Source organism: Amycolatopsis sp. NPDC049688, assembly GCF_040674975.1.
GTDB lineage: Bacteria > Actinomycetota > Actinomycetes > Mycobacteriales > Pseudonocardiaceae > Amycolatopsis.
The window spans coordinates 527643-540057 of the sequence record NZ_JBFANY010000002.1 but is presented as its reverse complement, the minus strand read 5'-3'; the positions used below and the strand labels follow the sequence as shown (position 1 = coordinate 540057).

The following is a 12415-nucleotide window of genomic DNA, read 5'->3' as shown; positions in this document are numbered from 1 at the left end:
GGCCAGGGAATTCCCCGCCCGCGGCGGCGGCCCTAACGTCGAGCGTCGACCACCGACTCGACGAAGGGGAAGAATGCGCCTGCGCGCCCTGCTCGCCGCTGCCGTTTTGACCATCTCCACCGCGCCCGCCGCCTGGGCCGTCGCCCACGGGGCCGACGTCCCACCGGGGCAGTACGGGTTCGTCGCGAAGCTCGCGATGACGAAGATCCCGCGCCCGGACGGCTCGACGTACAGCAGTTACTGCACGGGCGCGCTGATCGCGCCCGCCTGGGTCCTCACGACCGGCCACTGCTTCCACGACGCCCACCGCGACCGCGTCTCGGGCAGGGTCCCGTACCCGACGACGGTGACGCTGGGCCTGACCGACGAGGAAACGGAGTCGGGCATCGCCCGCCGGGCGACCGAGGTCCTCCAGGCCAAGGAAAACGACGTGGCGCTGGTCCGCCTGGACTCCCCGGTGACCGCGGTGACGCCGCTGGCGGTGAACCACGCGGCCCCGAAGGTCGGCCAGCAGCTGACGCTGGCGGGCTGGGGCAGCCTGACCGGCAAGGACCCCAAACCCGCGACCCGCATGCAGGAGGGGACGGTGGCGGTCGCGAAGGTGGACCCGACCACGCTCGGCGTCCGCGGCGCATCCCCGGAGATCACGACGAGCGCGTGCACCTACGACTCGGGAGCCCCGTACTTTTCCGGCACCGAACTGGTCGCCCTGGAGGCGACGGGACCGGGCTGCCCCCACGCGGGCATCGAGACGACGAGCCGCGCCGACGTGATAGCGGACTGGATCTCCACCCACACGGCCTAACTTCGCCCAGGGCGAACAGAGCGCCGTGACGAACCACACGGCCAGGTCCAGACCAAGAAAAAGGGCCCCGGCAACCAGCCGGGGCCCTTTTCGGTGGGCGAGGAGGGAGTTGAACCCTCACGTCCTTTCGGACACACGGACCTGAACCGTGCGCGTCTGCCATTCCGCCACTCGCCCGAGTGCTTCTCTCAAGCAGCGAGGAGAAGACTAGCAGGTCGTTTGAACGGCTTTCACCGGGGGCCGTGTAGAGGCTGGCTCACCCGGATAGGATCGGTGCGGAAGCACACGTGTGAGGAGGTTTTCCCCGGTGGGCCGCGCCGAACGATTCGACAGGCGACTCGAGAACCTGGTGGGGAACACTTTCGCGCGCATGTTCGGTGGCAACGTCGTCACGCAGGAAGTGGCGATCGCCCTGGAGCGGGAGAGTGAGGAGAACGTTCGTGAGCTGGCAGGCGGTCGGCAGCTCGCCCCGAATCACTACATCGTGTCCTTGGGGACGGCTGACCACGAGCGCATGGCCGGTGACGAGCAACGCGTCACCCAGGTGCTGGCGAAGGCGGTTGCGGAACACCTCGCCGCCGCGGGCCTGGACACCTATGGTGACGTCGTCGTATCACTCGAGCGCAACGAGGCGCTGCATACTGGACAGTTCAAGACCCGTTCGTCCGTCGATCCCGACGCCCGCCCCTCAGGCGCCGGTTCACCGCGGTCGGCACGACCCAGCAACGCAGGAGACCCAGCAATGAGCCAGCCCCCCGGCTACGGCCAATACGACCAGGGTGACCCGTACGGCCAGCAGGGCCAGTACGGCTACGGACAGCAGGGTGGCCAGCAGCCCGGGTACGACCAGGGTTACGGCCAGCAGGGTGGATACGACCAGTACGGCCAGCCGCAGCAGGGTGGTGGCTACGACCAGTACGGGCAGCAGCACCAGGGCGGGTACGACCAGGCCGGCTACGCCCAGCCCCAGCAGGGCGGCTACGACCAGGGCGGCTACGGCCAGCCCCAGGGCGGCGGCTACGACCAGGGCGGCTACGGGCAACCGCAGGGCGGCGGCTACGACCAGGGCGGCTACGGGCAGCCCCAGGGCGGCGGCTACGACCAGGGCGGGTACGGCCAGCCGCAGGGCGGCGGGTACGACCAGTACGGCCAGCCGCAGCAGGGTGGTGGCTACGACCAGTACGGCCAGCAGGGCGCGTACGGCCAGCCGGCCGGTGACCCGTACGGCCAGCAGCAGGGTGGCTACGGCCAGCCCGCGCCGGGCCGCCAGCTCGCGGCGAGCCTGCAACTGGACGACGGCTCGAACCGCACGTACTCGCTGAAGCAGGGCGGGAACGTCGTGGGCCGCGGCCAGGACGCCGACTTCCGCCTGCCGGACACCGGTGTCTCGCGCCGTCACCTGGAGATCACCTGGGACGGCCAGAGCGCGACGCTCGCGGACATCGGCTCGACCAACGGCACGACCGTGAACGGCACCCCGGTCCAGACCTGGCAGCTCGCCGACGGCGACGTCATCCGGGTGGGTCATTCGTCCCTGGTGTTCCGTACACAGGGCTGACTCGGGACCCGGAATACTGTTCCCGCAGAATTGACGTGCGGGGGGACCGCGGCGTACCCGCGTCGCGGCTGCACGGACGAGTCGGGAGCGGACACACCAAGTGCCAGAGCTGGTCGTACAACTCACCAGGGTGGGCTTCCTCGTGCTGCTCTGGCTCTTCGTGTTCGCCGCGCTCCGAGTCGTGCGCTCGGACCTCTACGCGGCGTCGGGCATGCGCGTGCAGGTGCCGACCTTCGGGCGCAAGAAGGAGAAGAAGCCGCGCAACAGCAAGTCCCCGCAGCAGCTGCTCGTCACGCACGGCGCGCTGGCGGGGACGCGCATCGCGCTGGACGGCCGGCCGATCCTGATCGGCCGCGCCGACGACTCGACGTTGGTGCTGGACGACGACTACGCGTCGACCCGGCACGCGCGGATCGCCCAGCGCGGCGAGGACTGGTACGTGGAAGATCTGGGCTCGACGAACGGGACGTACCTGGACCGGGCTAAGGTCACTGCACCCCTCCGGGTCCCGCTCGGAGTCCCCATCCGGATCGGCAAGACGGTGATCGAGCTTCGCCCATGACTCTCGTCCTCCGCTACGCAGCCCGCAGCGACCGGGGCCTGGTGCGTTCGAGCAACCAGGACTCCGTGTACGCCGGCCCTCGCCTGCTCGCGCTCGCCGACGGTATGGGTGGCCACGCGGCGGGTGAAGTGGCCAGCAAGGTCGTCATCGCGTCCCTCGCCCCGCTCGACGACGACGAGCCGGGCGACGACCTGCTCGCCCAGCTGCGGGAGGCGGTGGCGAACGGCAACGCCGCGATCGCCGAGCTCGTCTCGCAGGACCCGGACCTGGACGGCATGGGCACGACGCTCACCGCCGTCCTGTTCGCCGGCACGCGGCTGGGGCTGGTGCACGTCGGCGACTCGCGCGCGTACCTGCTGCGCGGCGGCCAGTTCGCGCAGATCACGCGCGACGACAGCTTCGTCAACGAACTTCTCGAACAGGGCCGGATCACGCCCGAGGAAGCCGCGGTGCACCCGCAGCGGTCGCTGCTGCTGAAGGCGCTGACCGGCCACGAGGTCGAGCCGAGCCTCACCGTGCGCGAAGCGCGTCCCGGTGACCGGTACCTGATCTGCTCGGACGGCCTGTCCGGCATGGTCTCCGACGAGACGCTGGCCGAGGCCGTGCAGATCCCGGACCCGCAGCAGTGCGCGGACCGGATGATCGAGCTGGCGCTCAAGGGCGGCGGCACCGACAACGTCACGGTGATCATCGCCGACGTGGTCGACGTCGACTTCGGCGAGGACGCGCCCATCGTGGGCGGCGCCGCCGGGGACGGCAGCGACGAACGGCACCAGGGCGACTCGCCCGCGGCGCGGGCCAGGGCGCTGACCCAGCCGCCGCCGCAGCCGCGCGCGGAGCTGCCGCAGCCCCAGGAAGACCCGAAGGCCCGGCGCCGGAAGCGGTTCCGCTGGCTGGCCGGGGCGCTGGTGGTTCTCGTGGTGCTCGCCGCGGCGGCCATCGCGACCCGCTACTTCGTGCTGAGTCAGTACTATGTCGGCGAGGGAGCGGACGGGGAGGTCGTGATCTACCGCGGCGTCCCCGGCAGCATTCTCGGGATCGACCTGCACGCCTACGAGCAGGGGTCCTGCCCGCCCACCCAGGTGTGCACGGACAAGCTGCGCGTCAACCAGCTCCAGGAGGACGCGCGGCTGGCGGTGCAGAACGGCGTCAAGAAGGACAGCCTCGATGACGCCCGCAGGTACATCGATGACTTCCTGCAGCTGCGCAAGCGCCTGAACAACTGCGCGCCGGCGGGCGGCCAGCCGTCCCCGACGCCGACCCCTCCGGTCACGCCGACGACGACTCCGTCGGCTCCGGCCGGCTCGACTGCCCCGTCGTCGGCGAACCAGCCAGCGGGGAGGGACTGCTCGACGCCGAGTTCGACGGCACCGACGACGGGAGGCGGTAACTGATGGGCCAGCCCGTCGCGCGTTCCGCCGAACCGCTCGCCGCGCAGTTCCAGACGAACCCGCCGCGCGAGGTCCCCACGCGCCGCAACACCGAGCTGGCGCTGCTGGGCTTCGCGTCGTTCATCGTCACCATCGCGCTGGTGCTGGTGGAAGCGAACCAGGAGCAGGAGCTGACCTGGTCGATCATCTGGCTCGGGCTCGCCTACCTCGCGATCTTCGGCGCGGCGCACCTGGCCGTCCGCAAGTGGGCGCCGTACGCCGACCCGGTGCTGCTCCCCTGCGTCGCGCTGCTGAACGGCATCGGGCTGGTGATGATCCACCGGATCGACCTGGCCCTGGCCGAGCGCGCCACGCAGCAGGGCAAGGACTACACGCCCGCGGTCACCGCGCAGGTGCTGTTCACGGTGATCTCGCTCGTGTTCTTCGTCGTGGTACTCATCGTGGTGAACGACCATCGCACGCTGACCCGCTACGGCTATACCGCCGGTCTGGTCGGCATCGTCGCGCTGGCGCTGCCCGCGCTGCTGCCGTCGAGCCTGTCCGAGGTCAACGGCGCCAAGGTGTGGCTGAAGCTGCCGTTCTTCTCGATCCAGCCGGGCGAGTTCGCGAAGATCCTGCTGATGATCTTCTTCGCTTCGTTCCTGGTGTCGAAGCGGGACCTGTTCATGGTGGCGGGCAAGAAGCTCGTCGGGGTCGAGCTGCCGCGCGCCCGCGACCTCGGCCCGATCCTGATCGCCGCGTTCGTCTGCATCGGCATCCTGGTGTTCGAGAAGGACCTCGGCACGTCGCTGCTGTTCTTCAGCGTCATCCTGGTGATGCTGTACGTCGCGACCGAGCGGGTCATCTGGGTCGTCCTGGGCCTCAGCTTCTTCGCCGTGGGCTGCATCATCGCCTACAACCTCTTCAAGCACGTCCAGCAGCGCGTCGCGAACTGGCTGGACCCGCTGGCCACCTACGACCAGGCGGGCGGCGGCTACCAGCTGGCGCAGGGCCTGTTCGGGCTCGGCACCGGCGGCGTCGGCGGCACCGGGCTCGGCGCCGGCCGGCCGGACATGGTGCCGGAGGCCAACACCGACTTCATCACCGCGTCCATCGGCGAAGAGCTCGGGTTCATCGGGCTGGCCGCGGTGCTGATGCTGTACCTGATGGTCGCCATGCGCGGCATGCGGAGCGCGCTCGCCGTGCGCGACACGTTCGGCAAGCTGCTCGGCGGCGGCCTCGCGTTCACCATGGTCATGCAGATCTTCGTCGTCGTCGGCGGGGTCACGAAACTCATCCCGGAGACCGGTATCACCGCCCCGTTCCTGTCCAAGGGTGGTTCGTCGCTGCTCGCGAACTACATCCTCGTCGCGCTGCTGCTCCGCATCTCCGACGCGGCCCGCAAGCCCGCCGCCCGCCCGAAGCCGCAGCAGCAGCCGCAGGCGCCGATCGCGGAGGCGCACACCGTGCTCGTGCAGCGCCCGCCGGCGGACGGGGGCGCCCAGGCATGAACACCCCGCTCCGCAAGGTCGGCATGGCGATGCTCGTGATGGTCGTGCTGCTGCTGGCCAACGCCACCTACATCCAGGTGGTGAAGGCCGACGACTACCGCACCGACTCCCGCAACGCGCGCGTGCTCTACGACGAGTTCGCCCGCCAGCGCGGCAAGATCGTGTCGCAGGCCAACGGCGAGGTGCTGGCCGGCATCAACCCGTCGAACGACAAGTACAAGTACATCCGCACCTACGCCGACGGCCCGATGTACGCGCCGGTCACCGGCTACTACTCGATCAACTACGGCGCCGGCGGCCTGGAGCGCGCCGAGGACGACGTCCTCAACGGCTCCGACCCGCGGCTGTTCGTGCGGCGGCTGTCGGACATGGTCACCGGCCGCGACCCCAGCGGCGGCAACGTCCGGCTGACCATCGACCCGGCCGTGCAGAAGGCCGCGTACGACCTGATGACGCAGAAGGGCTACACCGGCGCCGTCGTCGCGATGGAGCCGAGCACCGGCCGGATCCTGGCGATGGTCTCCACGCCGTCGTACGACCCGAACGCGCTCGCCCAGCACACGTCGAAGGCGCAGACCGACGCCTGGAACGCGAACAACCAGGACCCGAAGAAGCCCATGCTGAACCGGGCGATCTCGGAGACCTACCCGCCGGGGTCGACGTTCAAGCTGGTCACCGCGGCGGCCGCGCTCGAGGACGGCAAGGGCCCGGACACCCAGGTCAGCACGGCGCCGAACACGAAGCTGCCGAACACCAGCGTCACGCTCGAGAACTACGCGGGCCAGGCGTGCCCCGGCAACACCTTCAAGGACGCGCTCGCGCACTCGTGCAACGTGCCGTTCGCGGAGTTCGCCGGCCAGCTCGGCGCGGACAAGATGAAGAAAACGGCGGCGAACTTCGGCATCGGGCAGACCGACCTGACCGTGCCGATGAAGGTCGCCCCGTCGACGGTCGGCCCGCTCGACTCCCAGGGCGCGCTCTACCAGAGCGGCATCGGCCAGCGCGACGTCCGGATCACGCCGCTGCAGGACTGCCTGCTCGCGGCCACCGTGGCCAACGGCGGGATCGCGATGAAGCCGCAGCTGGTGCAGTCGGTGCTGGCGCCGGACCTGTCGACCATCGAGGACTACAGCCCGACCGAACTCACTGGCACCCCCGCGCTGTCGGCGTCGAACGCGGCGATTCTCAAGGACATGATGATCGCTTCCGAGGGTTTCACCGCGGGCGGTGGCAAGCGCGCGGACATCCAGATCGCGTCGAAGACCGGCACCGCGGAGCACGGCACGGACTCCAAGAACACCGCCCCGCACGCGTGGTACACCGCCTTCGCTCCGGCGAACGACCCGAAGATCGCGGTCGCCGTGATCGTCGAGAACGGCGGCGACCGCGGGCTGGCCGCGACGGGCGGCAAGGTCGCCTCGGAAATCGGCCGCGCGGCGATCAACGCGAAGCTCGGGGGTGGATAGCGCATGCTGTCCTCCGGTCAGCTGCTGGCCGATCGCTACAAGCTGACGAGCCGGATCGCCGTCGGCGGGATGGGCGAGGTCTGGCAGGCCAGTGACACCCGGCTGGACCGGACTGTCGCCGTCAAGATCCTCAAGACCGAGCTCTCCGGCGACGCCGAGTTCCTCCACCGCTTCCGCACGGAAGCGCGGATGACGGCGTCCCTGAACCACCCCGGCATCGCCGCGGTGCACGACTACGGCGAAACCATCCTCGACGGCGACCTGTCGATCGCGTACCTGGTGATGGAACTGGTCGACGGCGACCCGCTGGCCGGGTTGCTGGCCAAGCACGGGCGGCTGTCGGCGGAGTTCACGCTCGACATGCTGGAGCAGGCGGGCAACGCGCTGCAGGCCGCGCACTCCCACGGCCTGGTCCACCGCGACGTCAAGCCGGGCAACATCCTCGTGACGTCGGCCGGTCAGGTGAAGATCACCGACTTCGGTGTCGCGAAGGCGGCCGATGCGGCCCCGGTCACCCGGTCCGGCATGGTCATGGGCACCGCGCACTACATCGCGCCGGAGCAGGCGCTCGGGCAGCCCGCGGAGCCGGCGTCCGACGTCTACTCGCTGGCGGTGTGCGGTTACGAGTGCCTGGCCGGGCACCGGCCGTTCCTGTCCGAGAACGCCGTGACGGTCGCGATGATGCACATCCGCGACATCCCGCCGCCGCTGCCGCCGGACGTGCCGCCCGCGGCGCGCGCGGTGATCGAGGCGACCCTGGTCAAGGACCCGCGGCAGCGCTACAACAACGGCGGCGAGTTCGCCTCCGCCGTGGCCGCGGTCCGCGCCGGGCTGCCGCTGCCGACGCCGTCCGGGCTGGTCAACGCCACCTACACGACGGGCCAGCAGCCGGTGGTGCCGCAGCAGGTACCGCAACAGCCGCCGCCCCCGTCGATGCCGGTCCCGATCCCGCAGCAGCTTCCGCCGCAGCAGCAGATGCCGGGCGGCCCGCCGTCGCCGGCGATGAACCCGATGGTCGCGATCGGCCCGCCGTCCCGGCCCGCCCCGCGGCAGGTGATGCTGCCGGCCGCCCGGAAGAAGACGCAGTGGGGCTGGTGGGCGCTTCTCGCGGCGATCCTGCTCGTTGTCCTGGTGGTCGGCATCGTGCTGGTGGCGAAGATGCTGGGCGGCGGCAGCGGCTCGCCGCCGCACAACGGCCAGACGCAGAGCCAGGTGGTCCCGGGCAGACAGGTGCCCGCGGAGCAGTCCTCGAGTGTCTACCCCGCGAACACTCCCGGCACGACCGACGATGGCCGGCAAGGCATCATGACCACACCTTGGACGGAATGGAACGGCACCCAGAGATGAGCACACCCAGACTGCTCTCCAACCGGTACGAGCTGGGCGAGACGCTCGGCTACGGAGGCATGTCCGAGGTCCATCACGGCCACGACGTGCGTCTCGGCCGGGAAGTCGCGATCAAGATCCTCCGTGCCGACCTCGCCAGGGACCCGCAGTTCCAGGAGCGCTTCCGCCGTGAAGCGCAGAACGCCGCCGCCCTGAACCACCCGGCGATCGTCGCGGTCTACGACACCGGCGAGGCGAACACCGACTTCGGGCCGCTGCCGTACATCGTCATGGAGTACGTCGAAGGCCGGACGCTGCGCGACATCGTCAAGACCGAGGGCCCGATGTCGCAGAAGCGGGCGATGGAGGTCATGGCCGACGTCTGCGCGGCGCTGGACTTCTCGCACCGACACGGCATCGTGCACCGCGACGTCAAGCCGGCCAACGTGATGATCACGAAGAACGGCGCGGTCAAGGTGATGGACTTCGGCATCGCGCGCGCGATGCACGACGGCCAGTCCGCCATGACCCAGACGGCCGCGGTGATCGGCACCGCGCAGTACCTCTCGCCGGAGCAGGCCCGCGGCGAGTCGGTCGACGCGCGTTCGGACGTCTACGCCGCCGGCTGCGTGCTGTACGAGCTGATCACCGGCGAGCCGCCGTTCACCGGCGATTCCCCGGTCGCGGTGGCCTACCAGCACGTCCGGGAGGACCCGAACCCGCCGTCGTCGGTGAACCCGGCGGTGGCGCCGGAGCTGGACGCGGTGGTGCTGAAGGCGCTGGCCAAGGGCCCGGCGAACCGCTACCAGTCGGCGGCGGAGATGCGCTCGGACCTGGTGCGCACCCTGTCGGGCCAGCGCCCGGCGGCGCCGATGGTGATGTCGGAAGACGAGCGCACGCAGGTGATGAACGCCGACCGCCGTCAGCCGCAGCGCTACGAGGAGTACCCCGAGCCGGACGACGAGGACCCGCGGGCCAAGCGGCGCCGCCGCACGGTCCTGGCCGCGGTCGCGGCGGTGTTCGTACTGGGCGCGGTGCTGCTGATCATGTGGCTGGCGGGCTCGTTCAAGGGCAACGACACGACACTGGTGGCGGTCCCGGACGTGCTGCACCAGTCCGTCCCCCAGGCCCGCGAAACGCTGAACAGCAAGGGCTTCAACGGCACGATCGAGCAGAAGCAGGTGACCTGCGGGGTCCAGCCGACCGACGGCAGCCCGCAGTGCGGCGACGGCGACGTCAACCGCGTCATCAAGATCGACCCGTCGGTCGGGACGCAGGTCGCGACCAGCCAGAAGATCACCCTGTACGTCGGGGTCGCACCGGGCAAGGCCAGCGTGCCGGACCTCAAGGGCAAGACGCGCGACGAGGCCGAGCAGGCGCTCAAGGACGCGAAGCTGACGCTCGACCCGTCCGTCGGCGAGGTCGAGGTCGACGACCCGAACCAGGCCGGCCGGGTGCAGAACCAGACGCCGGCCGCGTCGAGCGAGGTCGACCAGGGCACCAGCGTGAAGATCCAGATCGGCAAGTCGAAGCAGCTCAAGACGGTCACCGACTTCACCGGCAAGCCGTACTCGCAGGCCAAGTCGGCGCTGGAAGGCCAGGGCTGGCGGACCAGGCGGGTCGACCAGTCCTCGGAAACGGTCCCGAAGGACTCGGTCATCACCCAGAACCCGAACGGTGGCCAGCTGGCGGTCGGCGAGGTCATCACGCTGACCGTGTCGACGGGCCCGGACCAGACCCAGCCGACGCAGATCCAGATGCCGACCCTGCTCGGGATGACGTTCGACGACGCTCAGGCCAAGCTGCAGAGCATGGGCTGGACCGGGCAGCTGAACCAGCGGGCGGACCGGACGAGCTCGCAGCCGGAAGGCACGATCACCGGCCAGAGCCCCAAGGCGGGCACCATGATCGACAAGAACCAGACGGTCAACGTCACCATCTCGGAGCCGTTGTTCCCGACGTCGCCGACGAAGACCTCCAATTGATCGAGGTCCGGTGAAGAAGGCCCGCACGGTTCGCCGTGCGGGCCTTTTCAGTGGTCGAGCCAGCGCAGTTCGACGTCCCCGAGCCGGCGCTGGACGCGCAGCAGCCGTTCCGCGGTATCGGACGAGTGAATCGAGCGCTGCCCGCTGTACCGGAAGAGGGCGCCCCCGCCGTCCTGCAGCTCGATGCCCCAGCCGATCAGGGGTGCGCCGTCGAGGTGGTTCGCCGTCCCGAAGACCGTGAACAACCTGGGCTTTCCGGCGAGGGCCAGCTCCTCGATGACGCGCTGGTACGGTGTGCGGTCAGTACTCATGAAAAGACCTTACCGAGAAACTTTCTCCTTAAGCAACTGGTAGTGTCTCCGCATGCACATCCCGTCGGATCCCGAGCTGCTGAAGACGCAGCTGGGCATCGAGCTGCGCCGGCTGCGTGAAGAGGCCGGGTTCACCGCACTGGAGGCGTGCGCGGCGATCAACGCGCACACGCCGAAGCTCTCGAAGCTGGAGAACGGCAACCAGACTGCGGATCCGGAGGACATCCGGAAGCTGGCCGAGTTCTATCGAGCGACGCCCGAGCAGCGGGATTACCTGGTGGCGTTGGCCGAGGCGCAGCCGAAACGGCGGCGGAGGCGGAAAGCCGCCGAGCGTGACGCGGTGCCGGACTGGTTCCGCCGGTTCCTGGCGCTGGAGTGGGACGCGACCGAGATCCGCACCTACCAGGTCGAGAGCGTGCACGGTCTGCTCCAGACCGAGGCTTACGCGAGGTCGAACATCTTGGCCTGGGAACCCGAAGCCGACCCACGGCTGATCGACAAGCAGGTGGAAACCCGACTTGGTCGCCAGACGGTACTGAAACGCAACGGCCGACCATCTCTCCGGTTCGACATGCTCCTCAACGAAGCAGTTCTTCGGCGCGTTCAGGGCAGCAAGGGCATCATGCGCGAGCAGTTGCAGCACCTGGTCACCGCCTCGAATCGGCCGAACATCACGATTCGCGTGCTGCCGTTCTCAGTGCCCGACCGGATCACGATGCCGTCGGCGTTCTCGCTGTTCCGCCTGCAGGAGCAGAACTTCTCGACGGTCTACCTGGAGGATCTTTTCGGCGCGACCTACCTCAAGGAGCCGGAGGAGTTCACCCAGTACAGCGTCGTTTACGGGCGCCTGCGGGATGCCGCACTGGACCCGGAAGCGTCCCGCAAGTTGCTCGCTAAGGTGGCAGAGTCCTACAAGTAGAGCGCCACCTGAAGGGGTGTGTGATGACTGCCCCCGAGTCCCCTAACTGGTTCAAGAGCAGCTACAGCAGCAGCAACGGTGGCGAGTGCGTCGAGGTCGCGTTCGCCGGTCCGGCTGTCGGTATTCGTGACACGAAAGCCCGCGCGGCCGGCCATCTGACCGTCTCCGGTCCGGCGTGGGATGCCTTGCTGGGTCACGCCTTGTCGAGGAATCCCCGCACCGCACCGAGCACCTGATCGGCGTCGCTCGCGGCACCGCAGTCGAGCTCCAGCTCCTCGGCGGCGCCCGAGCGCTTCACCTTCAGGGAAACGCTGCCCGCCCCGCGCGTCAGCCACGCGCACAGCGAGCGGCAGAACACCCCGGCGGACTTGCTCGACACCCCGACCACGACGGCGTCGAAGACCTGGACCCGGCCGCGGAGCTCGTCTTCGCCGCGCAACCAGGCGGCGAGCTCCGGAAGCTCGCGGTCGGAGTTTGGCACGGTGATCGCGACGATCCCAGCCGTCACCCGGTCTCCCTTCACCCAGAACCGGAGAGGACACGAACCTTAGTCGCGTTCGTGTCCTCCCCGAAAGCCCGGGGAGGAAACTGAATTCTGCAAT

The 12415-nt window shown here is 69.5% G+C and carries 12 protein-coding genes and 1 tRNA gene; 10 read left to right on the top strand and 3 right to left on the bottom strand.

The window, feature by feature from the left end; all coding sequences use genetic code 11:
- Positions 1 to 73 precede the first annotated feature (73 nt).
- On the top strand, positions 74 to 805 hold the full coding sequence (locus AB0J55_RS08505; protein ID WP_364244666.1) for a trypsin-like serine protease: 732 nt from the start codon (positions 74 to 76) through the stop codon (positions 803 to 805).
- Between the two features lie 94 nt (positions 806 to 899).
- Here AB0J55_RS08505 and AB0J55_RS08500 read toward each other — a convergent pair.
- Positions 900 to 982, bottom strand: a tRNA-Leu gene (locus AB0J55_RS08500).
- Positions 983 to 1112: 130 nt separating this feature from the next.
- On the opposite strand from AB0J55_RS08500, the gene AB0J55_RS08495 reads away from it, so the two are divergent.
- From AB0J55_RS08495 to pknB, 7 genes are all read left to right on the top strand, one after another.
- A complete protein-coding gene (locus AB0J55_RS08495; RefSeq protein ID WP_364244664.1) occupies positions 1113 to 2363 on the top strand; it encodes a DUF3662 and FHA domain-containing protein in 1251 nt (416 codons plus the stop codon).
- Positions 2364 to 2463: 100 nt separating this feature from the next.
- Complete coding sequence (locus AB0J55_RS08490) at positions 2464 to 2925, top strand: FHA domain-containing protein (RefSeq protein ID WP_003079002.1); 462 nt, start codon at positions 2464 to 2466, stop codon at positions 2923 to 2925.
- Positions 2922 to 4319, top strand: coding sequence for a PP2C family serine/threonine-protein phosphatase (locus AB0J55_RS08485; protein ID WP_364244661.1), 1398 nt, complete (start codon positions 2922 to 2924; stop codon positions 4317 to 4319). Before AB0J55_RS08490 ends, AB0J55_RS08485 begins: the two co-directional genes overlap by 4 nt.
- On the top strand, positions 4319 to 5806 hold the full coding sequence (locus AB0J55_RS08480) for an FtsW/RodA/SpoVE family cell cycle protein (protein WP_364244658.1): 1488 nt from the start codon (positions 4319 to 4321) through the stop codon (positions 5804 to 5806). The genes AB0J55_RS08485 and AB0J55_RS08480 overlap by 1 nt, the downstream gene beginning before the upstream one ends.
- Complete coding sequence (locus AB0J55_RS08475; protein ID WP_364244657.1) at positions 5803 to 7272, top strand: penicillin-binding transpeptidase domain-containing protein; 1470 nt, start codon at positions 5803 to 5805, stop codon at positions 7270 to 7272. Before AB0J55_RS08480 ends, AB0J55_RS08475 begins: the two co-directional genes overlap by 4 nt.
- Before the next feature lie 3 nt (positions 7273 to 7275).
- Positions 7276 to 8619 (top strand): serine/threonine-protein kinase, encoded by a 1344-nt coding sequence (locus tag AB0J55_RS08470; RefSeq protein ID WP_364244654.1) that lies wholly within the window; start codon positions 7276 to 7278, stop codon positions 8617 to 8619.
- Positions 8616 to 10583, top strand: a complete 1968-nt coding sequence (gene pknB, locus AB0J55_RS08465; RefSeq protein ID WP_364244651.1) for a Stk1 family PASTA domain-containing Ser/Thr kinase — start codon at positions 8616 to 8618, stop codon at positions 10581 to 10583. Before AB0J55_RS08470 ends, pknB begins: the two co-directional genes overlap by 4 nt.
- A 47-nt stretch (positions 10584 to 10630) precedes the next feature.
- On the opposite strand, the gene AB0J55_RS08460 is transcribed toward pknB, so the two are convergent.
- Positions 10631 to 10894, bottom strand: coding sequence for a hypothetical protein (locus tag AB0J55_RS08460; protein WP_364244649.1), 264 nt, complete (start codon positions 10892 to 10894; stop codon positions 10631 to 10633).
- Between the two features lie 52 nt (positions 10895 to 10946).
- Between AB0J55_RS08460 and AB0J55_RS08455 the strand changes: the two genes are divergently transcribed.
- Together AB0J55_RS08455 and AB0J55_RS08450 are read left to right on the top strand one after the other, a co-directional pair.
- The gene (locus AB0J55_RS08455; RefSeq protein WP_364244646.1) at positions 10947 to 11813 is read left to right on the top strand and encodes a helix-turn-helix transcriptional regulator; all 867 of its coding nucleotides are present in this window, start codon (positions 10947 to 10949) and stop codon (positions 11811 to 11813) included.
- A 23-nt stretch (positions 11814 to 11836) separates the two neighbouring features.
- Positions 11837 to 12049, top strand: coding sequence for a DUF397 domain-containing protein (locus tag AB0J55_RS08450; protein WP_364244644.1), 213 nt, complete (start codon positions 11837 to 11839; stop codon positions 12047 to 12049).
- Here the strand turns inward: AB0J55_RS08450 and AB0J55_RS08445 are convergent.
- Positions 12007 to 12321: a hypothetical protein gene (locus tag AB0J55_RS08445; RefSeq protein ID WP_364244641.1), complete on the bottom strand. Its 315-nt coding sequence runs from the start codon at positions 12319 to 12321 to the stop codon at positions 12007 to 12009. The genes AB0J55_RS08450 and AB0J55_RS08445 overlap by 43 nt on opposite strands.
- Positions 12322 to 12415: the final 94 nt, after the last annotated feature.